A 21,778-nucleotide genomic window follows, 5' to 3' on the forward strand; every position below is an offset into this window, starting at 1 on the left:
GGCGAAGTGCGGCGCATCGGCGACCAGCACTTTCGAGACGCCGGCAATCTTCGCGGCCTGCTCGGCGACGGCGCCGCAGCCGCTGCCGGCGACCAGGATGTGGACTTCGCCACCGGATACCGCAGCGCACTGGCTTGCGGCGGTGACGGTGTTCAGGGTCACGCCCTTGAGCGTGGCGTTGTCGTGTTCTGCAATGATCAGGGAAGTCATACAATATCTTTCGTCTTTTGCGCCGGTGCACACTTGTCCGCCGGCGGGTGATTGTCCAGCGCCCAGCCCAGCTGTTCGCGCACCTCGCGTGGCGTCGGCAATGGTGCGCGTACGCGTTGCCGCTGCACGAGCCATTCGCGAACCTGCTCTTTGCTGGGTGCCCTCATGGTTTGCATGGCGAGCCCTTCAGATGACTTTGGCCTCAAGGCGCAGCTTGGCCACCAGGGTCGCCACGTCCGGTACCGTGATGCCGGCCGAACGCTTGGCCGGCTCCGACACTTTCAGGGTCTTCAGGCGCGGGGTCACGTCGACGCCCAGGTCCTCCGGCTTGATGGTCTCGAGCGGCTTCTTCTTGGCCTTCATGATGTTCGGCAGCGTCACGTAGCGCGGTTCGTTCAGGCGCAGGTCGGTGGTGACGATCGCCGGCAGGGTCAAGGAAACGGTTTCCAGGCCGCCGTCCACTTCGCGGGTCACGGTCACTTTGCCGTCTTCCAGCACGACCTTCGAGGCGAAGGTCGCCTGCGGCCAGCCCAGCAGCGACGCCAGCATCTGGCCGGTCTGGTTCGAATCATCGTCGATCGCCTGCTTGCCCAGGATGATCAGCTGCGGCTGCTCTTTATCCGCCAGGGCTTTCAGCACCTTGGCCACGCCCAGCGGCTCGATCTCAGCGCCAGTCTCGACCAGGATGCCGCGATCGGCGCCGATTGCCATGCCGGTACGCAGGGTTTCCTGGGCCTGGGTCACGCCGCAGGTCACCGCCACGACCTCGGTCACCTTGCCGGCTTCCTTCAGGCGCGTCGCTTCTTCGAGCGCGATCTCATCGAAAGGGTTCATCGACATTTTGACGTTGGCGATATCGACACCGCTGCCGTCGGATTTGACGCGGACCTTGACGTTGTAGTCGACCACGCGTTTGACGGGTACCAGGACTTTCATTGCTTTCTCCATTTCAGACGATTCCATTCTTGTGCAGCGCCGCGATCTCGGCCTCGGACAGGCCGCCCAGCGTGGACAGGATGTCCTGCGTGTGCTGGCCGAGCGTGGGCGGGGCGCTGCGGTATTCGATCGGCGTCGCCGAGAACTTGATCGGGTTGGCCACCGAGGGCACGCTGCCGGCCAGTGGATGGGGCAGGTCGACCTTCATCTTGCGATGCCTGACCTGTGGATGCTCGAAGGTTTGCCCGATGTCGTTGATCGGGCCGGCGGGCACGCCGGCGGCTTCGAGCGGCGCGACCCAATCGGCGGTCGTGCGCGCCAGCAGCACCTCCTCCAGCATCGGCACCAGTGTTTCGCGGTTGCGCACCCGGTTGTTGTTCGTCGCAAAGCGCTCGTCCGCGGCCAGTTCCGGACAGCCGGCGATCGCGCAGAATTTCGCGAACTGGCGGTCATTGCCGACCGCCAGCACCATGTGGCCGTCCGCCGTCTTGAACACCTGATAGGGCACGATGTTCGCATGCGCATTGCCCTGGCGCTTGGGCACCTTGCCGGATACCAGGTAATTCATGTTCATGTTCGCCATCGCCGCCACCTGCACGTCCAGCAGCGCCATGTCGATGTACTGGCCCTCGCCGGTCTTGTGGCGGTGCTCCAGCGCCGCGAGGATGGCGACGCTGGAGTACATGCCGGTCATCAGGTCCGAAAAGGCGACGCCGAGCTTTTGCGGACCGCCGCCGGGCAGGTCGTCGCGTTCGCCGGTAATGCTCATCAGCCCGCCCATGCCCTGCACGATGAAGTCGTAGCCGGCGAAGCCCGCCATCGGGCCGTCCTGGCCGAAGCCGGTGACCGAGCAGTAGATCAGGCGCGGATTGAGTGCCTTCAGGTCGTCGTAGGACAGGCCGTAGCGCGCCATGTCGCCGACCTTGTAGTTCTCGATGAAGACATCGCTTTCCAGGGCCAGTTTGCGCACGATCGCCTGGCCCTCCGGCGTCGAGATGTCGAGGGTGACCGACTTCTTGCCGCGGTTGGTGGACAGGAAGTAGGCGGACTCGCGGGTGTCCTGGCCTTCCTGGTCCTTCAGGTAGGGCGGGCCCCAGGCGCGGGTGTCGTCGCCGCTGCCGGGGCGTTCGATCTTGATCACCTCGGCGCCGAGGTCGGCCAGCATCTGGCAGGCCCAGGGGCCGGCGAGGACACGCGTCAGGTCGAGGACGCGGAGGTGTGACAGTGCTCCAGACATCTCAGGCTCCCGGTTCAGATGCGTTCGATGACGACGGCCAGGCCCTGGCCGACGCCGATGCACAGGCTGATGACGGCATAGCGGCCCTTACGGCGTTCCAGCTCGCGGGCGGTGCTCAGCGCCAGGCGGGCGCCGGACGCGCCGAGCGGGTGGCCGACCGCGATCGCGCCGCCGTTCGGATTCACGCGCGGGTCGTCGAAGGCGAGGTCCAGCAGCTTCAGGCAGCCGAGCACCTGCGCCGCGAAGGCCTCGTTGATCTCGATGACGTCCATCTCGGCAAGGGTGAGACCGGCGCGCTCCAGAGCCTTCGGAATCGCATACGCCGGGCCGAGGCCCATCACGCGCGGCTCGACGCCGGCCGCGGCGCCGGCCAGGATGCGCGCGATCGGCCTGGCGCCGGCTTGCTCGCCGGCCGCACGGCTGCCAATGAGGAGGGCGGCGGCGCCGTCGTTCAGGCTGGAGGCGTTGCCGGCGGTGACCACGCCGCCTTCCTGCAGTGCCTTCAGCTTCGCCAGCGATTCGAGCGTGGATGCGGGACGCGGCTGTTCGTCGTCGGCGACGATGCGGGGCGGCGTCTTTTTCCCGGTCGGGACCTCGACCGGCAGGATCTCGCCGGCGAAGAAACCGTCGGCCAGCGCGGCCGCATAGCGTGCCTGCGACAGCGCGGCGAAACGGTCGCTGTCTTCGCGGCTCAGGCCCTGGTCCTCGGCCACGTTGTCGGCGGTTTCCGGCATCGTGTCGCCGCCGTACTCTGCGGTGATGCGCGGGTTCGGGAAGCGCGCGCCGAGGGCGGAGTCGAACACCTTGAACTCGCGTCCGAACGCGGACTCGCTCTTGGCGACCACGAAGGGCGCGCGGCTCATGCTTTCGACGCCGCCGGCGACATACAGTTCGCCTTCGCCGCTGGTGATGGCGCGTGCGGCATCGAGCACGGCGGCCAGGCCGCTCGAGCAGAGGCGGTTGACGGTCTGGCCCGGCACCGTGTGCGGCAGGCCGGACAGCAGCACGGCATGGCGCGCGATGTTGCGGCTGTCCTCGCCGGCCTGGCCGGCGCAGCCGAGGATCACGTCCTCGACCTGCGAGGCGTCGAAAGGCGAGTCGGCGACCAGCTTGCGGATGACGGAGGCGACCAGGTCGTCCGGACGGACCGGGGCGAGGGCGCCGGCGAGGCGGCCGAACGGGGTGCGCAGGCCGGAGTAGATGTAAGCGTCGAGCATGGGTTTCCTCTGATTTTCAGTATTCTTCGATTAGTTTTCCGGGGTGAGCAGCGATACGCCCAACATGGCGCGGCGCTTCAGCCACGGACTCGGGCGATAGCGCGGGTCGCGATAGAAGTCGAACAGGCCGTCCAGGATGCGCAGCACGGTGGCGGCGCCGAGCGCATCGCCCAGCGCCAGCGGTCCCTTCGGGTAGCCGAGGCCGAGCGTCACCGCCTTGTCGATGTCTTCCGGGCTGGCGATGCCCTGCTGGGCGATGTCGGCGCCGATGTTGACGATGGTGGCGAGCACGCGCTGGCACACCAGGCCGGCGCTGTCGCGGATCACGGATACCGGTGTGCCGTCGGCGGCGAACAGCGCATGCGCGGCGTCGCGGAAGGCGGCGCTGGTCACGGGCGTGGTCATCAGGGTGCGGCGGCCTGCGGTGAATAGCGGGTCCAGCGCCACGGTGCGGGCCGGATCCAGGCGCGCGGCGACCGCCAGGCTGGTTGCGTCCTGGCCCAGCGGGAGGACCAGGCACAGCGAGCTTCCGGCGGGGCGCTCGCCGCGGTCGCGCTGGAAGCCCGATGCGGCCAGCGTGTCGAGCAGGCGGTCGACCGCGGGCCAGGCCGCGGCATCGGCCGCGCTCAGCCACACGGCAGCTTCGCCGCGGGGCGGCACCGGGATGCGCGTGGCTTCCTGCTTCCGGCCATCCTGGTAGACATAGAAACCGCGTCCGCTCTTGCGTCCCAGCAGGCCGGCCGCCAGGCGCTGGCGCGCGATCGGCGAGGGCCGGAAGCGCGGCTCCTGGTAATACTGGCCGTAGATCGACTCCATCACCGGCTGCGACACGTCCAGTCCGGTCAGGTCCAGCAACTCGAAGGGGCCCATGCGGAAGCCCGCGGCGTCGCGCAGGATGCGGTCCAGTTCCGGATGCGGGGCGATGTTCTCGCCGAGGATGCGCAGCGACTCGGTCAGGTAGCCGCGTCCGGCGTGGTTGACGATGAAGCCGGGCGTGTCGCTGGCGCGCACCGGGGCATGGCCCATGCGGCGCGCGGTCGCGGTCAGCCGTTCGGGCACGCCGGCATCGGTCAGCGGGCCGGCGATCACCTCGACGATCTTCATCAGCGGCACGGGGCTGAAGAAGTGGAAGCCGGCGACGCGGCCGGGCGCCTTGCAGACGGCGGCAATCGACGTCACCGACAGCGACGAGGTGTTGGTGGCGAGGATGCAGTCGGCGGAGACCACGTCTTCGAGTTGGCGGAACAGTGCCTGCTTGGCGTCCAGGTTCTCGACGATGGCCTCGACCACGGTGGAGCAGGGTGCCAGCTGGTCCAGCGATGCGGCAGCCGACAGGCGGGCACCGGCGTCGAGCGCGTCCTGGGCGCCGATCTTGCCCTTGTCGGCCAGCTTCTGGAGCGTCGCGATGATCGCGGCGCGCGCTTCTTCCGCCGCGCCCGGGCGGCTGTCGTGCAGGATCACGGGCAGGCCGCCCTGAATCGCGATCTGGGCGATGCCGCGGCCCATCAGGCCGCAGCCGACGATGCCGATCAGGTCGGCGGGTTGTTCATTCGTGCTCATGCTTATTGTCCCGTATAGCTGGGTTTGTGTTTCTCGACGATGAGGTCCGCATGCATCGCGAGTTCGCAGCCGCCGCCCCAGGGGTAGCCGTTGACCGCCGCGATCACCGGCTTCGGGCAGCCGGCGATCGCCTGCCACGGGCGCTGGACCTGGCGCAGGTGCATGTCGATGGCGTGGCCTCGGCGATGCCTGCTTCGGGGCGCGAAAGGATGACGTCGTTCATCGTGGTCTGGACGGTGAATCGCGGTTCGCACAGCGGACCAACGGTTCGAAAAATCAAGATGCAGGCCAGAATATTGAAAATCTCTCAGCTTGTAAAGCCTGTAGCGGCGCTCTGTATCAGAAAAATCTATCGCCGATATGCGTGGTTCGCATGGCGGACCAGTGGTTTGAAAATACTTGACATCACGAGAATTGATATGACAGGATGAATTAAGACTCAGCACCAGAAGCCGGCAAACCGGATCAGCGAAACACAGGGAGACAGACATGCATGCGCTAGACGACGGCAGCGACATCGAGCAATTCGATGACAGGGAAGAGGGCAAGGACCGGCAGTTCGTGACGGCCCTGGCGCGCGGCCTGGAACTGTTGCGCTGCTTCGGCGCACAGGAGCGCGAGCTCGGCCTGACCGAGATGGCGCGCCGCACCGGCATTCCGAAGCCGACCGTTTCGCGCCTGGCCGGCACCCTGGCCAAGCTCGGCTACCTCGAGCACATGGAGGCCGAGGGCCGCTACCGGCTCGGCGCCGGCGTGCTGGCGCTCGGCTACAGCATGCTGGCGCGGCTCGACGTGCGCGACGTCGCCCGGCCGCTGATGCGCGAACTGGCCGAGCGTGCGCAGTGCTCGGTGTCGATCGCCGTGCGCGACCGCCTGTCGATGGTGTACGTCGAGTCGATTCGCAGCAGCGCCTCGATCACCGTGCAGCGCGGTGTCGGCACGCGGCTGTCGCTGACCACCAGCGCGCTCGGACGCGGCTATCTGGTCGGCCTGCCGGAGTCCGAGCGCGCGGCGCTGCTGGAGCAGGTGCGCGAGCGCGCCGGCGAAGATTGGCCCCGCCAGCAGGCCGGGGTCGAACAGGCGCTGCGCGACTATGCGGAGTACGGCTTCTGCATGTCGCTCGGCGAGTGGGACAAGGATGTCTACGGCGTCGGCGTGCCGTTCGAGGCTCCGGACGGCACGACGATGGCCTTCAATTGCGGCAAACCCGCATTCAAGTGCAGCCGCGAATACCTGCAGCGCGAACTCGGCCCGGCGCTGGCCGAGCTGGTGCGCAAGGTCGGCGGCTCGATGGGAAGAATTACGAACTGAGTTGGAAGAAGATGATACGCGACCAAGAAACCATGACTGTGCTGCTCGACACCCTGTCCCGCTTCGTGCGGGAGCGGCTGGTGCCGGCGGAAAACGAAGTAGCGGAGACCGACCAGATCCCGGCCGATGTCGTCGACGACATGCGCGAGCTGGGCCTGTTCGGCCTGTGCATCCCCGAGGAGTATGGCGGCCTTGGCCTGACCATGGAAGAGGAGGTGCTGGCCGCCTTCGAGATCGCGAAGACCTCGCCGGCCTTCCGTTCGCTGGTCGGCACCAACAACGGCATCGGCTCGCAAGGCCTGATCGTCGACGGCACCGAAGAGCAAAAGCGCGATTACCTGCCGCGCCTGGCCTCGGGCGAGCTGATCGCCTCGTTCGCCCTCACCGAGCCCGGTTCCGGCTCGGACGCGGCCTCGCTGCGCACGAGCGCGGTGCGCGACGGCGACTTCTACGTCATCAACGGCACCAAGCGCTTCATCACGAATGCGCCGGAAGCCGGCATCTTTACCGTGATGGCACGCACCAACCCCGAGATCAAGGGCGCGGGCGGCATCTCGGCCTTCATCGTCGAAAAGGGCACGCCGGGCGTCTTCATCGGCAAGCTAGATAAGAAGATGGGACAGAAGGGCGCGCATACCGCCGACGTCATCTTCGAGAACTGCCGCGTGCCGGCCGCCAACCTGATCGGCGGCAAGGAAGGCGTCGGCTTCAAGACCGCGATGAAGGTGCTGGACAAGGGGCGCCTGCACATCGCCGCGATCTGCGTGGGCGTGGCCGAGCGCATGCTGGACGATGCGCTGCGCTATGCGGTCGAGCGCCAGCAGTTCGGCAAGCCGATCGCGGACTTCCAGCTGATCCAGGCCATGCTGGCCGACAGCAAGGCCGAGATCTATGCGGCGCGCTGCATGGTGCTCGACGCCGCGCGGCGCCGCGACAACAAGGAAGACATCTCGACCGAAGCGGCGTGCTGCAAGATGTTCGCGTCCGAGATGTGCGGCCGCGTGGCCGACCGCGCGGTGCAGATCCACGGCGGCGCCGGCTACGTGTCGGAATACGCGATCGAGCGCTTCTACCGCGACGTGCGCCTGTTCCGCATTTACGAGGGCACGACCCAGATCCAGCAACTGGTCATCGCGCGCAACATGATCCGCAGCGCGCAAGCATAAGAAATACTCTTGGAGGAGACATGGACGTAGCAGCAAACCGCGCGGTCATCACCGCGGCAAATCAAAACACGTGGAAGGTGGTGTTCGCCTTCGCCTTCCTGGCGCTGATGATCGACGGCGCCGACCTGATGTTCCTGTCGTACAGCCTGGGCAGCCTGACCAAGGAGTTCGGCCTGACCAAGCTGCAGGCCGGCACGCTCGGCACCGTCACGCTGGCCGGCATGGCCTTCGGCGGCATCTTCGGCGGCTGGGCCTCGGACCGTTACGGCCGGGTGCGCACGGTGGTCTGGACCATCATCCTGTTCTCGGTGGGCACCGCGCTGCTCGGCACCACCCAGAACTTCGAACAGTTCGCCCTGTTCCGCCTGATCGCTTCGATCGGCCTGGGCGCCGTGTACGTGGTGTCGAACACCTTGATGGCCGAATACGTCCCGACCGAACGCCGCACCACGGTGCTCGGCAGCCTGCAGGCCGGCTGGTCGGTTGGCTATGTCGTGGCAACCCTGCTGGCCGGCTGGATCCTGCCCACCTATGGCTGGCGCTGGCTGTTCTACATCGCCATCATCCCGGTCATCCTGGCCGTGCTGATGCAGCGCGCGGTGCCGGAACCGGCCGCATGGATCGCCGCGCGCCAGAAGCTGGCCGCGGACAAGGCGGCGGGCGTACGCAACGGGCAAAAGCAGACCGGCGCGATGAAGCTGATCTTCGCCAACCCGGCCCACCGCCGCATGTTCATCTTGTGGGCACTGGCCGCCGGCTTCCTGCAGTTCGGCTACTACGGCGTCAACAACTGGATGCCGACCTATCTCGAAAAAGAACTGCACATGAACTTCAAGGCGATGACCGGCTACATGGTCGGCACCTATGTCGCCATGATCCTCGGGAAGATCGTCGCCGGCTGGCTGGCCGACCGCGTCGGGCGCCGCGCCATCTTCGCCTTCGGTGCGCTCGGCACGGCGGTGTTCCTGCCGCTGATCGTGTTCCACCACACGCCGGACAACATCGTCTACCTGCTGACCATCTTCGGCTTCCTGTACGGGATTCCGTACGGCGTGAACGCTACCTACATGACCGAAAGCTTCGAGACCTCGATCCGCGGCTCGGCGGTGGGCGGCGCCTACAACGTCGGCCGGGCCGGCGCGGCGATCGCTCCAGCCTGCATCGGCTACCTGGCCACCAACGGCTCGATCGGACTCGGCTTCCTGGTGATGGGCGCGGCGTACTTCCTGTGCGGGATCGTGCCGGCGCTGTTCATCAAGGAAAAACTCTACGACCCGCAACAGTAACCAAGCAGCCAAACGCCACCATGACCATTTCGCTTTCCGCCGCCGACTTCCAGCCGACCGAGATGTATTTCCTGCTGCGCGACTCCGTCGTGCCGCGGCCGATCGCCTGGGTGTCGACGATTTCCGCCGAGGGCCTGCCGAACATCGCGCCCTTCAGCTTCTTCAACGTGGTGTCGCCGTCGCCGCCGATACTGGGCTTCAGCTGCGGCCCGCGCGGCGACAACCACGCCGGCCAGTGGATACCGAAGGACACGTATACGAACATCGTGGCCACCCGCGAGTTCGTGGTCAACATCGTACCGGAATACCTGATGGACGAAATGGTCAAGACGGCGGCCGACCTCGCGCCCGGCGACAGCGAATTCCGCTACGCCGGACTGGTGGAGGCGCCCGCCAGTACCGTCAGGGCGCCGCGCGTGGCCGGCGCGCCGGTCGCCTACGAATGCAAGCTCCATGACATCCTCGACATGGGGGCCAACAAATGGATCATGGGCAGCGTGCAGCACGTGCACATCGACGAGGCGGTGTACACCGGCCGCAAGGGCGAGCAGAACCATCGCATCGATTTGCTCGACCGGATCGAGACCCGCCCCGTCGGACGCCTGGGCCGGGCCAACTACGTGCGGCTGCGCGAGGTCGAAGCGCGCCTGCGCAGGGACGGACCGAACAACTGAGCGGGGATGCCGGTCAGACCGGCATCGCCCGGTTGTTGTTCAGGTCGAGGAAGCCGCGGATGATCCGGTAGGCCATCCAGACCCAGGCGCCGGCCCCGACCAGCCAGGCCAGCGGAATCCCGATGATGGTGATGGCCAGGAAGATCGCCACCGCCATCCACACCACGTACCACCAGAACGAGCGGATCATCCAGGTGTGGTGCGAGTAGACCATGGTCCCGGCGGTGTCCGGGCGCCTGATGTAGTTGACGATCAGGACCAGCACGTTCAGCATCCCGAGCGAAAAGAAGAAAGTGGCCGCATGCGCGATATACAGGATGCGGGCGAACTGCTTCGCATCCTCGAGTCCGCGTTCGTAGACGAGTTCCTGGGACATGTGGTCCTCCCTGTGGATGAGTTGTCGGTTTGGTTCAACGATAGACGAACCCGCGCCCGGGCGGCGCGCACCTGCAACTCCACGATGGACCGTGCCGGTCATCAAGGGCCGGACGCGCACGGATCGGCTTGGCGCAAGGCGGCGGCGCGGGACAGCAGCGCGACCTTGCTCTCGTGGGTGCGCACATCCTCGACGATCTTGCCGTGCTCCAGGACGATGACGCGGTCCGCGGACAAGATGGTTTCCGGTCTGTGCGCAACGATGATGCGGGTCATCCGGACCGCGCGGATGCCGTCGTTGACCGCCTTTTCGCGGCCAAGGTCCAGGTGGCTGGTGGCTTCGTCCATCAGCAGGATCGCCGGATCGTGATAGAGGGCACGGGCGATGAGCACGCGCTGCTTCTGCCCGCCCGACAGCACGGTTCCCATGTCGCCGATCAGGGTATGGTATCCCATCGGCATCGCGCAGATGTCATCGTCGATGGCCGCCATGCGCGCGCATTCGCGGATGCGCTGGTGCGATGGATTGTCGGAGAAAAAGCTGATGTTGTCGCCGATCGAGCCGGCGAACAGCTGGTCGTCCTGGAGGACTACCCCCAGCTTCGCGCGGTAGTCGGTCAGGACCGCCTTGGTGAGGGGACGGCCGTTGATCTGGATTTCTCCCTCGCTCGGGTCGAGCAGGCTGGCCAGGATGCGCAGCAGGGTCGTCTTGCCGCACCCGGACTCGCCGACGATGGCGACCGATTCGCCGGCCGCGATCTGGAAATCCACCCCGTCGAGCACCCAGGGGTCGGTGGTCCCATAGCGGAACCGCAGTTGGTGGACGGCAACGGCGACCGGCGCCCGGTCGGAGTCCGGTTCGGCCTGCCCGCCGCGCGCCTCGGGCGGGGCGAGGGCGATATCGGCGAGCCGGTCGGCATGCAGGCGGAGCATGGTCAGGTCGAGGCCCTTGTTGATCAATTCGCTGACCCGCGACAGGAACTGGTCCTTGTAGCTGATAAAGGCGAGCAACATCCCCACCGAGAACGTGTTTTGCAGCACCTTCTGGGCACCCAGCCACACCACCACGATCGCGATCACGCCCACCAGCAAGGCGTTGGCCGAGCGGAACAGGAGGCTGAGTTTCTGGGCCGTGATCTGCCGGTTGACGGTCTGCACCAACAGGTTCAGCCATTGGGAGCGCCGTGCGTCCTGGGCATTGAAGAGCTTGATCGTCTTCATGCCGCGCAGGGTTTCCAGGAAGTGGGTGTCGCGCCGCGCCCCCCAGACGATCGCTTCGAGGGAAGCCTGGCGCAGCGGCGTGTAGGCGGCCCAGCGCAGGACCCCGTATAGTAGCGCGCCGGCCAGCGCCACCGTCGCCAGCCCCGGTGCGTAGATGAACATCATGGTCAGCGTGACCAGGGATATCAGGCCGTCGAGCAGGATCTCGACCGCATCGGTGGTGATCGCGGCGAGGATGGTTTCCTGCGAGCCGAAGCGCGACATCACGTCGCCGAGGTGGCGGGTTTCGAAGTAGCTCGCCGGCAGGTTCACCAGGTGGGAGAACAGGTTGGCGCGGCCGGTGACCTTCAGCGACGTCGAGATGGCGATCAGCATCCAGCCCCGCATGCTGGTCACGGCGACCCGGATCAGCAGCAACAGGGTGAAGCCCAGCACCAGGGTGAGCAGCAGGTCCTCGTCGGCGCTGACCAGGGCTTCATCGACGACCCACTGCATGAACAGGGGACTGGCAATGGCGAACATTTCGATCGCCAGGGCCATCAGGGCCAGCAGGGCAAGCGAACGCTTCAGTCCGACCATCCTGCCGATCAGCGCGCTCAGGCGCAGGCGCGGCGGCCGCTGGCCTTCCTCGAAATTGCTGGTCGGCGTCAACTCGAGGGCAATACCGGTAAAGTGGCGCGCCAGCTCGGCGGGCTGCAGCCGGCGCACGCCGACGGCCGGATCGTGAATCACCGCCACGCCGCGCGGGCCGACCCGCTTGAGCACGACGAAATGGTTGAGGTCCCAGTGCAGCACGCACGGCGTTTCCAGCAGCGGCAATTCGTCCGCCTCCAGCCGCAAGGGGCGCGCGGCGAAGCCGAGCTGGTCGGCGATCGAGGTCATGTCCCTGAGCGTCGAGCCCTTGAGCGAGAGACCGAAGCGGCGCCGCAGCTGCGCCATGTCCGACATATTGCCGTGGTAGCCGGCCAGCATCGCGATGCAGGCGAGCCCGCACTCGGCCGCTTCGGTCTGCAGCAGCATCGGCAACTGCCGGCCGAGGCCGAGCTTGAGTTCATCAAGTAGGCTCATCAGTTCCACTTCCCGGTGAACGAATACAGTGGATCGAGGACCCAGTCGATCAGGCGGCGCCGCTCGATCAGCAGGTCGGCCTCGAGCTGCATGCCGGGCTGCAGCGGCACCGGCTTGCCGTAGGCCGTGACGTGCTGGCTGTCCAGCCGCACCGTGACCCGGTAGACCGGTTCGCCGTTGCGCTCGCCGCCGCCCGCCAGGCCCGACAGCTGCGCCGGCAGTTCGGCAGGGTTCAGGGCCGAGCGTGCAACGCTGGTGACCACGCCGCCATAGTGGCCGAACTTCTGGTAAGGGTAGGCCTGGTAGCGCAGCAGCACGCGTTGGCCGGGGCGCACGAATCCGATGGCGCGGCTCGGCGTGTACAGGTGCGCTTCGAGCATGCCGCCGGACGGTACGATACTCAACAGCGGCACGGAGGGCGTCACCCCGCCGCCGGGCTCCGCCTGGATGGCGGTGACGGTGCCGCTTTTCGGCGCCGGCACGATGATCTCGCGGCGCGCTTCGACTTCGGCAAGCTCCTGGGTGACGGCGGCGCTGTTGCGTTCGATGGCGGCGATCTGCGCCTGGAACTTCAGGGGCAGGTCGCGCAAATCGCCTTCCAGCGCCAGGCGATCGCGCTGCAGTTCGGTCAGGTTGCGCCTGAGGACGCGCAGCTTCGAGGCATTATCGAGCCTGGCTTCGGTGGCGGTCTGCACCTGCTGGTCCGAGATGAAGCCGCGCTTTCTCAGCTCGGCCTGGCGCTCCTCGGATTTGCGCGCCAGGTCCAGCCTGGATTGTTGCAGGCCGATCTCTTCCTTCAACTGTTCCTGTTCCGTGCGTATCGCATCCAGGCGGGCGCTCTGCGCGGCGCTCTGCTGGCGCAGCAGTTGCTGGTTCTGGCGCGCTTCGTCATCCAGGCTGTCGCGCCGCATGGCCAGGCTGCGTGCGATATTCGCCTGCGTATTGCCCAGCGCCATGCTCTGCTGTTCGGTGGACACCACCAGCAAGGGCTGGCCCTGGCGGACTTCCTGCCCCTCCCTGGCGAGGAACCTGGTCACCACGCCGCTTTGTGCCGCGAACACGCGCGCCACGCCCTGGTCGGGCACCAGCCAGCCGCTCACATGCGCCTTGCGCACGTAGCTCGCGCCGAACAGCAGGGCGAGCAGGCCGGCGCCGGCGGCGGCCGCGAACAGCGCGAACCAGCGGTGCGAGGCGCGCGGCTTGACGATCACCGGGCCCAGCCACTGGGTCTGGCGCTCGGCCAGCACTTCCGGCCTGAACAGGGGCACGTCGTCGGCGCCTGCCGGCTCGGTGGCGACCGCTGTCCGCTTGTTGCGCACGATATCCATGGCTAATCCGGGGCGAAGAATTCCCGGACCTCGACGTGCACTTCGATGACCCTCGATACCTTGCGAATCGGGAAGGTCTTGGCGATGCGCGGGTCCAGATAGTCCTTCAGCAGGGGCGGCCGCTTGCCGTTGAAGAAGTAACCCGGGTCCCTGGCGACGACCGCCTTGGCCGTGAGGTCCAGCTCGTCCCGCCGGGTGACGGTTTGCACGACACAGGGGGCATGCGTGATGCCAAGCTCGAGGAGGGCAACGGCGCGGTGGTAGCCGTTATTCAGCAGCAGGCGGCCGTTGTCGTCGTCACGGATCGCGTTCAGGCAGTTGGAGCTGAAGCCGACCATCACGCCCACCGCCCCCGACACGGTACCGGCCGTGTCATGGCCTTGCAGCTGGTCGGCTCGCAGCAGGGCCGATTCGTGCAAACGCAGGTCCGCCGAGTCGGACCGAAAACTGTAGTGACGGAAACCATGTTCGCGCATCTGCACCGCCGGCCAGCGATCCTCGGACGGCTGGCAAAAATCGAACAATGCGCTCGGGCCGGGGGATGGTCCCAAGCCTTCCTTCAGGCCGTCGACGAAGTCACGGTTGACGTGGTTCTGGCAAATGACGAGCCGGTCGAGCCTGACCATCTCGAGATGCGTGGGCAGGCTGTCGAACGTGTACCGGAAGCGCGGAGCGTCCATCAGCTTGCCGGCCTGCGCCCTCATCTGGCCTGGAAGGGGCAGGCATTCCAGGGCGTCCGCAATGCCGGCTTCGCGTTCCTCCAGCTCGTCGTAATAGTCGTTCGCGCCGCTCCATTCCCGCACCAGCCGGGCACGGTCGCACCCGGAACCGTCGACGCCGAAGCCTTTGACGAAGTCGAGGTACCTGGTCAACGGCGGCTGGCCGAGCAGCCACATTTCTCTCTGGATCGTGTTCGTGATCGTTGCTTGATTGCTGACAGGCTCATATTGCTTCATGGTAGGCTCACGCGCAGAAATAAGGGGAAGCGTCGCCGCAGGCCAGTTGCGGGCGCACGGCGACGCGCTCTACTTACACGCCGGTGTTAGCAAGGCGCCCGGCGAGCTAGCTGCCCGACGCCCGTTTGCAGCTCGTCGAACCGGAAGCGGGCGCACATTCCCGGGTACTGTTGCGGCTCGTGCTTCGGGTGGAATGATTGCTCGTGGGTTTGCACGGGGGCGGCTGATAATCGCCGCCACCGCCGTACACGTGCTGCAGCTCGGTGCTGGTGAGTTTACGCATGATCTCTCTCCTTCAATCAATCAATCAACCAACCGTATGGCAACTACGAATTGGCGGTTTTCCCTGAGCGTGATTGCTTTGCAGGGATTTGCCCATCGGGCAAATTCGATAGAAAGGTCCCGTTCCCGTTTTTTATCGGGCTCTGACTTCTCCGTCAGTGGAATCGGTAACCGGTAAGGATTAATGGGAGGCGATGGGCGGCGCTCGTCCACTCAACATCGGGTGACGAGAAATTCTTTCGCGAACGTGCTTTGTTCGCGAAATATTGCGGACCCAGGTTTCGGACCAACGGCTATTTGTCCAGGACATGATGACATTTCTGTTTCTCATATTTTTGAACAGCTTATTGCTACCAGCTTTTACAATTCTCTTTTTAAATGTCCTGTCGATGTTCAGGCATCTGGACTAAATGTTTTGCCGGCGCTAGGTCGGCGGCATTGCGGTAGTTACCAAGTCTTACAAATAGCATGTGGAAGACGTAAAGACAATTGCGTGCACTGTCCCCGTAGTTATTGCGACATTTGAGCAACTCGACCGAATTGCAGGGGTTTACTCGGAAAAGAAAATCGGATAGGGCGACCTGATTCGCGGACCATTATCCCGGCGGGTAATGAGAAACTGGAGAAGATAAACTCGAGGCCAACCGATCCGGCAGAACGGACGATACTTCATCATCCAGGCGATGACGATACAATATGGTGAGGCCACTAAAAGAGGAGTCCACGTATGTACCTCGTTTGCAATAACTGCCAAGCCACGAATCGCATTCCCGAGGAAAGATTGAAGGAGAAGCCGGATTGCGGTCGTTGCCACCATCCCTTATTTTCCGGCAAGCCCGTGGAGCTCGACACCCAGGCATTCGACAAGCATCTCGGCCGCGACGAGCTGCCCTTGCTGGTCGACTTCTGGGCGTCCTGGTGCGGCCCATGCAAGATGATGGCTCCGCACTACGAACAGGCCGCCGGCGAACTGGAACCCTATGTCCGGCTGGCCAAGGTGAACACCGAAACAGAGCAGGCGCTGGCCGCACGCTACGCCATCCGGAGCATCCCGACGATTGCGCTGTTTTATCAAGGACAGGAAGTCGCCCGGCAGGCGGGCGCAATGGGCAGCGCCGATATCGTGCGCTGGGCGCGAGCGAACATGCCGCGTCCGCACGGGACGTCCTGAGACCGTGCGCGGCCGGCCCGTGCGACGCGGCTCCGGGCTTCCGGCATAGAATCAAGGCAAGACAACGACTTAGGAAGCAGGCCTTGATCAGCGAGAGCAGCTCATTTTCCGACGGCGCACCCGCGCACCACGGCGGCGCGCGCCTGATCGGCTGCGCCGGCTGGAGCCTGCACAAGGACGTGGCGGCCGACTTCCCCGAGGAAGGCAGCCACCTGGAACGTTATGCCGCCGTGTTTCCCGCCGTCGAGATCAACTCCTCCTTCTACCGGCCGCACCAGCCCCAGACCTATGCGCGCTGGGCCGCCAGCGTACCGGACGATTTCCGTTTCTCCGTCAAGCTGCCGAAAGCGATTTCGCACGAGGCGCGCCTGCGCGACGCCGACGCGCTGCTCGACCGCTTCGCCGGCGAGGTCAACCACCTGGGCGCAAAGCTGGGCTGCGTGCTGGTGCAATTGCCGCCCAAGGGCGTGTTCGACGAAGAGGCGGCGCGCGACTTCCTGCCGAGGCTGAAACAGCGCCTCGGCTGCATGCTGGCGCTGGAGGGGCGCCATCCGACCTGGTTCTCGGAGGCCGCCACGGCGGTCTTGCGCGAGTACGGCGTGACGCGCGTGATCGCCGACCCGCCGGCCGGCCAGCCCGGCCCGCACGTGCCGACCACGGCCGCCAGCTACCTGCGCCTGCACGGCACGCCCAAGGTCTACTACTCGGCCTACCCGCCGGCCTTCCTGCGCGAAGTCGAGCAGCGCATCGAGGCCTCGACGCTCGGCGGCGCCGACTGCTGGTGCATCTTCGATAACACGGCGGCCTTCGCCGCGGTGCCGAACGCGCTCGAGGTACTGCGGGCGGTCGCCGTCGAGGCGTGAGCCGGCCATGGTCTGCGCCACCTTCCGCTTCTACGCCGAGCTGAACGACTTTTTGCCGCGCGAGCGGCGCGGGCGCGAGATCGCGACGCCGTGCGCGCGCATGGCCACCACCAAGCACATGATCGAGGCGCTCGGCGTGCCGCACACCGAGATCGAGCTGGTGCTGGTGAACGGCGAAGCCGCCGGCCTCGACCTGCTGCTGGAGGACGGCGACCGGGTCGCGGTCTATCCGCGCTTCACCTGCTTCGACGTGAGCGGCCTCGCGCCCGCGCCGGTCCTGCCGCCGGGCCGGATCCGCTTCGTCGCCGATGCCCACCTCGGCGGCCTGGCGCGGCTATTGCGAATGGCCGGATTCGACACCATCTACGACAACAGCCTGCGCGACGACCAGGTCGAGGCGCTGGCGGTGGAGGAGGACCGGATCGTGCTGACGCGCGACCGCGAATTCCTGAAGCGCCGCACCATCGACTATGGCTGCTACGTGCGCGCCCTGAAGGCCCGGGCGCAGCTGCGCGAAGTGTCCGAGCGCCTCGGCCTGGCCGAGCGCGCGCGCCCGTTCACGCGCTGCCTGCACGACAACGCACCGCTGCGCGCAGTCGCCAAGGCCGCCGTGCTCGACCGCCTGCCGCCGCAGATCGCCGCGACCCAGGACGAGTTCACTACCTGCGACATCTGCGGGCGCGTCTACTGGAAAGGATCGCACTGGCAGCGGATGAGTGAAGTTCTCCATGATGTACACTATATCGATCCCTTGCTTGACAGCGTGAGCCCATGTTGCAACAGGTAAGCTTCCCCCTTCGTAGCGAATGCCCGCCAGGCGCCTGCGTCTGCGACCGCGAGCGCCTGCTCGGCGAGCCCGATGCCGACCTGCGCCCCCTGCGCCTGACGCGCATGGAGGAGCAGAAGCTGATCGAGCGCATCGAAAGCATCGCTACTTACGACGAGCTGAAGCGACTGCAGGACAGGATCCGCAGCAACCTCGGCGTCGAGCTGAAGATCGCCCCCGGGCCGAACGAGGTGCGCACCCTGCGCGGCATCGTCATCCTGCTGGAAGACCGTCCTGGCCTGTGCAGGAAGGTGCGACAGTCGATCCCGGCCGCGGTGCGCAAGGCACTCGACCGCCATCCCGAGATCACCTGGGCCATCCTCGACGCGCACGACCTGTTCGGCATCGACGGCCGCGACTGACCGGCCAGCGGCCAAGCAGCCATGAACGACAAGAAGCACGGCGAGGATGTCGCCGTGTATATACTGTCGGGCGTGCCCTTGCCGGGCGCCGCGCTGGTCATGACGCTGCCGGCGCGGCTCATGAACCGCCAGGGTCTGAAACGATATACCAAGGAGAGTAGATGAAAGTCGTGATTGCGCCGGATTCGTTCAAGGAAAGCCTGTCGGCCCTGCAGGTGGCCGAGGCCATCGAGGCCGGCCTGCGCGAGGTATTTCCCGACGCCGACATCGTCAAGCTGCCGGTCGCCGACGGCGGCGAGGGCACGGTGCAGGCGATGATCGACGCCACCGGCGGGCGCCGCGTCGAGCTCGAGGCCACCGGCCCGCTGGGCGAAGCGGCCCAGGCCTTCTACGGACTGGCGACTGCGCCGGATGGCGGCGCGCCGCTGGCCGTGATCGAGATGGCCGCCGCGAGCGGCCTCGAAATGGTGCCCCCTGGGCGCCGTAATCCGCTGACGGCGACCAGCCGCGGCACCGGAGAACTGATCCTGCACGCGCTCGACGCCGGCGTGCGCCGCTTCGTGCTCGGGGTCGGCGGCAGCGCCACCAATGACGGCGGGGCCGGGATGCTGCAGGCGCTCGGCGTGCGCCTGCTGGACGATGCCGGCATGGAGCTCGGCCCGGGCGGCGCCCCGCTGGCGCGGCTGGCCCGCATCGACGTGGCCGGGCTCGACCCGCGCGTGCGCGACAGCGTCTTCGACATCGCCTGCGACGTCAGCAACCCGCTGGTCGGGCCGAACGGCGCCTCCGCCATCTTCGGGCCGCAGAAGGGGGCGACGCCGGACATGGTCGCCCAGCTCGACGCCTGCCTGGCGCACTACGGTCAGCTCATTGCGCGCGATCTCGGCAAGGACATCGCCGCCATGCCGGGCGCAGGGGCCGGCGGCGGCATCGCGGCGGCGATGGTCGTGTTCCTGGGCGGGCGCCTGCGGCCCGGCATCGAGATCATCGCCGAGGCGGTCGGGCTGGAGCGGGCGGTGCGCGACGCCGACCTGGTCATCACGGGGGAAGGGCGGATCGACGGCCAGAGTGTCAGCGGCAAGACGCCGGTGGGCGTGGCGCGGGTCGCCAAGCGCCACGGCAAGCCGGTGATCGGCATCGGCGGCGGCCTGGGGGTCGACGCCGGCGCGGTGCACGCGCATGGCATCGACGCCGTGTTCGCGGCGGTATGCCGGCCCTGCACGGTCGAGGAGGCGCTGGCGCAGGCGCATGACAACCTGCGGGCGGCGGCGCGGAATATCGCGCAGGCGCTGCGGCTGGGGGGCGAGCTGGCGCGACGCTAAGGATGGCCGTCCTCAGGCGGCGATAGATGCCTGGCCGCCGCCGCGCCCAGCAGCGCGCCGAGCAGATGCGCCTGCCAGGCCACGCCCACCCCCGCGGGCAGGTCGGTGAATGCCGCCGTGTGCGCGCAGGCTTCCCACAGCGTCTTTGCGGCCAGCGCCAGCGCGGCGCAGGCCAGCATCAGGTGGCTGGCGGGGTGGCGGCGCCAGGCCAGCACGCCGCCCAGCACGGCCGTCAGCACCGCCAGGCCGGAGGCGCCGCGATACTCATGGAGGCCTGGCGCCAGCACCAGCATGCCCGCTGAGAGCAGGGTGGCGGCGCCCGCCAGCATCAGGCCGAAGCGGCGCGGCCCGACCAGCGGCTCGGCGTACAGCCCCATCGCCAGCAGCACCAGCGCATCGGCGGCCGCGTGCGAGATCGAAAAGTGCACCAAGTGGCAGCTCCACAGGCGCCACAGCTCGCCGTGCAGGATCGCGCCACGTTCCCAGGCGAGTCCGGCGCTGGCGGGTTCCCCCGCACCCGCGAGCAGCAGGCAGAGACCGACGACCGCCACCGTCACCGGCGCGCGCCTAAGCACGGCGGCGCCCCATCCGCGAGCCCACCCCGGCCAGCAGCAGCGCCGCCGCCCAGCCGATCCCGCCGGCGCCGCGTTTGCCGTCGCGGCGCTCGACCTGGATGCCCGGATCGGATTGCGCGCGCTCCCTGAAGTTCGCCAGCTGCGCCTGCAGCGCCGGAATCATCTGGTCGACCGCCTGGACATAGCCGTCCGACTGCGCGCCGCGGACTTCCTTGCCGTAGCCGGCCAGCGTGGCGGAACCCTTCACCTGGCTCATGCCCGGCGCGCGGAACAGCAGCTTGCGGCTGCGGACGTCGAACACGGCGGCGTCGACCATGGTCTGGACGTCGTACTGGTCGCCCTTGACCAGGTAGGCACCCACCACGGTCCAGTACAGCACGGCGAGCCGGTTGGTGTCGTTGAAGCGGACCTGATCGTAGGAGACGAGTGCGATCACGTCGACGTTGAACATGCGCGCGACCTGGTCGAGGTTGTCGAAGCCGCCGCGCGGGCGCAGGTAGGCGGCCGGGATGACCTCGATGCCGCCGATGTAGTCGTATCGGGAGAAGGATGCCTTGACGCGCTCCAGCAACTGTATCTGCGCCGCCTCCTGCGGGCCGGCGCCGCGTCCGCCGCCCGGCACGAAGGCGATCCCGACGCGCACCGGCAGGCGTAGCCGGGTGACGGTCGGTTCCAGCTTCGGCGGCTCTTTCGCGTCCGGATACAGGTAGTCGACGATGCTGCCGGCCTGGCGCGCGCCGGCATACTGGAACATCGAAGCGCAGCCGCCCAGCGCGAGCAGGGCGAGCACGCAGAACAGGGTCTTCAAGCGTTTCATGCATGCCTTTCGGTGGAGGCCATCGCTGGCCGACCGGGGCATGATGACAGTCCTTGCGGACCAGTTACACGTAAGAATGCGGAGCGCAGGAATGCGCGACCGCCGGTATCGCCGCGCGCTACCTACTGTTCCGGGGAGGGCTGAGACGGGCGAGGCCGCCATCGACGATGCGGCGAACGACCGCGCCTGCCAGTTCGACCGTTCGCGGCGCGGCTTGAAGATGAAAGGCAGCTGGCACGACTGCATGCACGTCGAACGCCGTGCCGCGCCTTCGCTTCAGTGCGCCTGTCCCCCGCCCAGGTAAGCGGCCACCACCTTCGGATCGGTCTTCAGGCTCGCCGCCGGCCCGTGCACCGCGATGCTGCCGTTTTCCAGCACATAGCCGTAGTCGGCCACGTTCAGCGCGGCCTGGGCGAACTGTTCGACCAGCAGCATGGTCACGCCTTCCGACTTCAGGCGCGCGATGATGCGGAAGACCTCGTCGACCAGGATCGGCGCCAGGCCCATCGACGGCTCGTCGAGCAGGATCACCTCGGGATTGAGCATGACCGCGCGCGCCATCGCCAGCATCTGCTGCTCGCCGCCGGACAGGGTGCCGGCCAGCTGGATGCGGCGCTCCTTCAGGCGCGGGAACAGTTCCAGCGCGCGTTCGAGGTCGTGCTGGACGTCGCCTTTCGGGCGGGCGCGCGTGAAGCGCGGGAAGGCGCCCAGCAGCAGGTTGTCGGTGACGCTCATGGTGGCGAACACGCGCCGGCCCTCGGGCGAGTGGGCCAGTCCGGCGCGCGCGATGCGGTGCGAGTCGAGGCCGGTGATGTCGCGGCCGTCGAGCTGCACGCTGCCGCTCTTCGGCTTGATCATGCCGGAGATGGCGCGCATGGTGGTGGTCTTGCCGGCGCCATTGCTGCCGATGAGGGTCACCAGCTTGCCCTTCGGGACCTCGAGCGAGATCCCGTGCAGGACTTCGACCTTGCCGTAGGCGGCGTGCAGGTTCTGGATCGTTAGCATGCGTGGCTTT

Annotated in this window: 22 protein-coding genes and 1 pseudogene; 10 read left to right on the top strand and 13 right to left on the bottom strand. The window is 66.9% G+C overall.

What is annotated here, in order from left to right:
* The 6 genes and pseudogenes from ACI48D_RS13965 to ACI48D_RS13990 all read right to left on the bottom strand — a co-directional run.
* A pseudogene (locus ACI48D_RS13965) lies at positions 1-210 on the bottom strand (electron transfer flavoprotein subunit alpha/FixB family protein); the annotation flags it as partial.
* Positions 211-396: 186 nt separating this feature from the next.
* The gene (locus ACI48D_RS13970; RefSeq protein WP_435571839.1) at positions 397-1,146 is read right to left on the bottom strand and encodes an electron transfer flavoprotein subunit beta/FixA family protein; all 750 of its coding nucleotides are present in this window, start codon (positions 1,144-1,146) and stop codon (positions 397-399) included.
* A gap of 13 nt (positions 1,147-1,159) precedes the next feature.
* Positions 1,160-2,383 carry a CaiB/BaiF CoA transferase family protein gene (locus ACI48D_RS13975; protein WP_435571840.1) on the bottom strand — a complete coding sequence of 408 codons (1,224 nt, stop codon included), beginning with the start codon at positions 2,381-2,383 and terminating at the stop codon, positions 1,160-1,162.
* 14 nt (positions 2,384-2,397) lie between these two features.
* Positions 2,398-3,600, bottom strand: a complete 1,203-nt coding sequence (locus ACI48D_RS13980) for a 3-oxoadipyl-CoA thiolase (protein ID WP_435571841.1) — start codon at positions 3,598-3,600, stop codon at positions 2,398-2,400.
* A 30-nt stretch (positions 3,601-3,630) separates the two neighbouring features.
* The gene (locus tag ACI48D_RS13985; RefSeq protein ID WP_435571842.1) at positions 3,631-5,160 is read right to left on the bottom strand and encodes a 3-hydroxyacyl-CoA dehydrogenase; all 1,530 of its coding nucleotides are present in this window, start codon (positions 5,158-5,160) and stop codon (positions 3,631-3,633) included.
* Positions 5,161-5,162: 2 nt separating this feature from the next.
* A complete protein-coding gene (locus ACI48D_RS13990; RefSeq protein WP_435571843.1) occupies positions 5,163-5,324 on the bottom strand; it encodes an enoyl-CoA hydratase-related protein in 162 nt (53 codons plus the stop codon).
* Positions 5,325-5,649: 325 nt separating this feature from the next.
* On the opposite strand from ACI48D_RS13990, the gene ACI48D_RS13995 reads away from it, so the two are divergent.
* From ACI48D_RS13995 to ACI48D_RS14010, 4 genes are read left to right on the top strand one after another with little or no spacing between them, the layout of a single operon-like run.
* Positions 5,650-6,471, top strand: coding sequence for an IclR family transcriptional regulator (locus ACI48D_RS13995; RefSeq protein ID WP_435571844.1), 822 nt, complete (start codon positions 5,650-5,652; stop codon positions 6,469-6,471).
* Positions 6,472-6,482: 11 nt separating this feature from the next.
* Entirely contained in the window at positions 6,483-7,637 is a 1,155-nt protein-coding gene (locus tag ACI48D_RS14000; RefSeq protein WP_435571845.1) for an acyl-CoA dehydrogenase family protein, read from the top strand.
* A gap of 20 nt (positions 7,638-7,657) precedes the next feature.
* Positions 7,658-8,923: an MFS transporter gene (locus ACI48D_RS14005; RefSeq protein ID WP_435571846.1), complete on the top strand. Its 1,266-nt coding sequence runs from the start codon at positions 7,658-7,660 to the stop codon at positions 8,921-8,923.
* A gap of 20 nt (positions 8,924-8,943) precedes the next feature.
* Positions 8,944-9,597: a flavin reductase family protein gene (locus tag ACI48D_RS14010; RefSeq protein WP_435571847.1), complete on the top strand. Its 654-nt coding sequence runs from the start codon at positions 8,944-8,946 to the stop codon at positions 9,595-9,597.
* A 13-nt stretch (positions 9,598-9,610) separates the two neighbouring features.
* On the opposite strand, the gene ACI48D_RS14015 is transcribed toward ACI48D_RS14010, so the two are convergent.
* The 4 genes from ACI48D_RS14015 to ACI48D_RS14030 all read right to left on the bottom strand — a co-directional run bounded on the left by ACI48D_RS14015 (position 9,611) and on the right by ACI48D_RS14030 (position 14,545).
* Positions 9,611-9,973 carry a DUF4870 family protein gene (locus ACI48D_RS14015; protein ID WP_435571848.1) on the bottom strand — a complete coding sequence of 121 codons (363 nt, stop codon included), beginning with the start codon at positions 9,971-9,973 and terminating at the stop codon, positions 9,611-9,613.
* Positions 9,974-10,074: 101 nt separating this feature from the next.
* Positions 10,075-12,261: a peptidase domain-containing ABC transporter gene (locus ACI48D_RS14020; protein WP_435571849.1), complete on the bottom strand. Its 2,187-nt coding sequence runs from the start codon at positions 12,259-12,261 to the stop codon at positions 10,075-10,077.
* Positions 12,261-13,589: an HlyD family secretion protein gene (locus ACI48D_RS14025; protein ID WP_435571850.1), complete on the bottom strand. Its 1,329-nt coding sequence runs from the start codon at positions 13,587-13,589 to the stop codon at positions 12,261-12,263. The genes ACI48D_RS14020 and ACI48D_RS14025 overlap by 1 nt, the downstream gene beginning before the upstream one ends.
* Positions 13,590-13,591: 2 nt before the next feature.
* Positions 13,592-14,545: a hypothetical protein gene (locus ACI48D_RS14030; protein ID WP_435571851.1), complete on the bottom strand. Its 954-nt coding sequence runs from the start codon at positions 14,543-14,545 to the stop codon at positions 13,592-13,594.
* Positions 14,546-15,554: 1,009 nt separating this feature from the next.
* On the opposite strand from ACI48D_RS14030, the gene trxC reads away from it, so the two are divergent.
* The 6 genes from trxC to ACI48D_RS14060 all read left to right on the top strand — a co-directional run bounded on the left by trxC (position 15,555) and on the right by ACI48D_RS14060 (position 19,371).
* Positions 15,555-15,998: a thioredoxin TrxC gene (gene trxC / locus ACI48D_RS14035; protein WP_435571852.1), complete on the top strand. Its 444-nt coding sequence runs from the start codon at positions 15,555-15,557 to the stop codon at positions 15,996-15,998.
* An 83-nt stretch (positions 15,999-16,081) separates the two neighbouring features.
* The gene (locus ACI48D_RS14040) at positions 16,082-16,861 is read left to right on the top strand and encodes a DUF72 domain-containing protein (RefSeq protein WP_435571853.1); all 780 of its coding nucleotides are present in this window, start codon (positions 16,082-16,084) and stop codon (positions 16,859-16,861) included.
* A gap of 7 nt (positions 16,862-16,868) precedes the next feature.
* Positions 16,869-17,648, top strand: a complete 780-nt coding sequence (locus tag ACI48D_RS14045) for a Mut7-C RNAse domain-containing protein (RefSeq protein WP_435571854.1) — start codon at positions 16,869-16,871, stop codon at positions 17,646-17,648.
* Positions 17,633-18,049 (top strand): hypothetical protein, encoded by a 417-nt coding sequence (locus ACI48D_RS14050; RefSeq protein WP_435571855.1) that lies wholly within the window; start codon positions 17,633-17,635, stop codon positions 18,047-18,049. Before ACI48D_RS14045 ends, ACI48D_RS14050 begins: the two co-directional genes overlap by 16 nt.
* Before the next feature lie 21 nt (positions 18,050-18,070).
* On the top strand, positions 18,071-18,214 hold the full coding sequence (locus ACI48D_RS14055) for a hypothetical protein (protein WP_435571856.1): 144 nt from the start codon (positions 18,071-18,073) through the stop codon (positions 18,212-18,214).
* The gene (locus ACI48D_RS14060; RefSeq protein WP_435571857.1) at positions 18,211-19,371 is read left to right on the top strand and encodes a glycerate kinase; all 1,161 of its coding nucleotides are present in this window, start codon (positions 18,211-18,213) and stop codon (positions 19,369-19,371) included. Before ACI48D_RS14055 ends, ACI48D_RS14060 begins: the two co-directional genes overlap by 4 nt.
* Here the strand turns inward: ACI48D_RS14060 and rrtA are convergent.
* From rrtA to ACI48D_RS14075, 3 genes are all read right to left on the bottom strand, one after another.
* A complete protein-coding gene (rrtA, locus tag ACI48D_RS14065) occupies positions 19,368-19,946 on the bottom strand; it encodes a rhombosortase (RefSeq protein WP_435571858.1) in 579 nt (192 codons plus the stop codon). The two genes, ACI48D_RS14060 and rrtA, sit on opposite strands and share 4 nt — an antisense overlap.
* Complete coding sequence (rhlP, locus tag ACI48D_RS14070) at positions 19,939-20,763, bottom strand: rhombotarget lipoprotein (RefSeq protein WP_435571859.1); 825 nt, start codon at positions 20,761-20,763, stop codon at positions 19,939-19,941. Before rhlP ends, rrtA begins: the two co-directional genes overlap by 8 nt.
* 276 nt (positions 20,764-21,039) lie before the next feature.
* The gene (locus ACI48D_RS14075) at positions 21,040-21,768 is read right to left on the bottom strand and encodes an ABC transporter ATP-binding protein (protein ID WP_435571860.1); all 729 of its coding nucleotides are present in this window, start codon (positions 21,766-21,768) and stop codon (positions 21,040-21,042) included.
* Between the last annotated feature and the right edge of the window lie 10 nt (positions 21,769-21,778).

The organism is Massilia sp. LXY-6 (genome assembly GCF_051233485.1).
Taxonomy (GTDB): Bacteria; Pseudomonadota; Gammaproteobacteria; order Burkholderiales; family Burkholderiaceae_D; genus Telluria.

Excerpts from the sequence above, each read along its gene's own strand:
- ACI48D_RS13970 (WP_435571839.1), bottom strand. The coding sequence starts at position 1,146 with ATGAAAGTCCTGGTACCCGTCAAACGCGTGGTCGACTACAACGTCAAG.
- ACI48D_RS13975 (WP_435571840.1), bottom strand. The coding sequence starts at position 2,383 with ATGTCTGGAGCACTGTCACACCTCCGCGTCCTCGACCTGACGCGTGTC.
- ACI48D_RS13980 (WP_435571841.1), bottom strand. The coding sequence starts at position 3,600 with ATGCTCGACGCTTACATCTACTCCGGCCTGCGCACCCCGTTCGGCCGC.
- ACI48D_RS13985 (WP_435571842.1), bottom strand. The coding sequence starts at position 5,160 with ATGAGCACGAATGAACAACCCGCCGACCTGATCGGCATCGTCGGCTGC.
- ACI48D_RS13990 (WP_435571843.1), bottom strand. The coding sequence starts at position 5,324 with ATGCACCTGCGCCAGGTCCAGCGCCCGTGGCAGGCGATCGCCGGCTGC.
- ACI48D_RS13995 (WP_435571844.1), top strand. The coding sequence starts at position 5,650 with ATGCATGCGCTAGACGACGGCAGCGACATCGAGCAATTCGATGACAGG.
- ACI48D_RS14000 (WP_435571845.1), top strand. The coding sequence starts at position 6,483 with ATGATACGCGACCAAGAAACCATGACTGTGCTGCTCGACACCCTGTCC.
- ACI48D_RS14005 (WP_435571846.1), top strand. The coding sequence starts at position 7,658 with ATGGACGTAGCAGCAAACCGCGCGGTCATCACCGCGGCAAATCAAAAC.
- ACI48D_RS14010 (WP_435571847.1), top strand. The coding sequence starts at position 8,944 with ATGACCATTTCGCTTTCCGCCGCCGACTTCCAGCCGACCGAGATGTAT.
- ACI48D_RS14015 (WP_435571848.1), bottom strand. The coding sequence starts at position 9,973 with ATGTCCCAGGAACTCGTCTACGAACGCGGACTCGAGGATGCGAAGCAG.
- ACI48D_RS14020 (WP_435571849.1), bottom strand. The coding sequence starts at position 12,261 with ATGAGCCTACTTGATGAACTCAAGCTCGGCCTCGGCCGGCAGTTGCCG.
- ACI48D_RS14025 (WP_435571850.1), bottom strand. The coding sequence starts at position 13,589 with ATGGATATCGTGCGCAACAAGCGGACAGCGGTCGCCACCGAGCCGGCA.
- ACI48D_RS14030 (WP_435571851.1), bottom strand. The coding sequence starts at position 14,545 with ATGAAGCAATATGAGCCTGTCAGCAATCAAGCAACGATCACGAACACG.
- trxC (WP_435571852.1), top strand. The coding sequence starts at position 15,555 with ATGTACCTCGTTTGCAATAACTGCCAAGCCACGAATCGCATTCCCGAG.
- ACI48D_RS14045 (WP_435571854.1), top strand. The coding sequence starts at position 16,869 with ATGGTCTGCGCCACCTTCCGCTTCTACGCCGAGCTGAACGACTTTTTG.
- ACI48D_RS14050 (WP_435571855.1), top strand. The coding sequence starts at position 17,633 with ATGTTGCAACAGGTAAGCTTCCCCCTTCGTAGCGAATGCCCGCCAGGC.
- ACI48D_RS14055 (WP_435571856.1), top strand. The coding sequence starts at position 18,071 with ATGAACGACAAGAAGCACGGCGAGGATGTCGCCGTGTATATACTGTCG.
- ACI48D_RS14060 (WP_435571857.1), top strand. The coding sequence starts at position 18,211 with ATGAAAGTCGTGATTGCGCCGGATTCGTTCAAGGAAAGCCTGTCGGCC.
- rhlP (WP_435571859.1), bottom strand. The coding sequence starts at position 20,763 with ATGAAACGCTTGAAGACCCTGTTCTGCGTGCTCGCCCTGCTCGCGCTG.
- ACI48D_RS14075 (WP_435571860.1), bottom strand. The coding sequence starts at position 21,768 with ATGCTAACGATCCAGAACCTGCACGCCGCCTACGGCAAGGTCGAAGTC.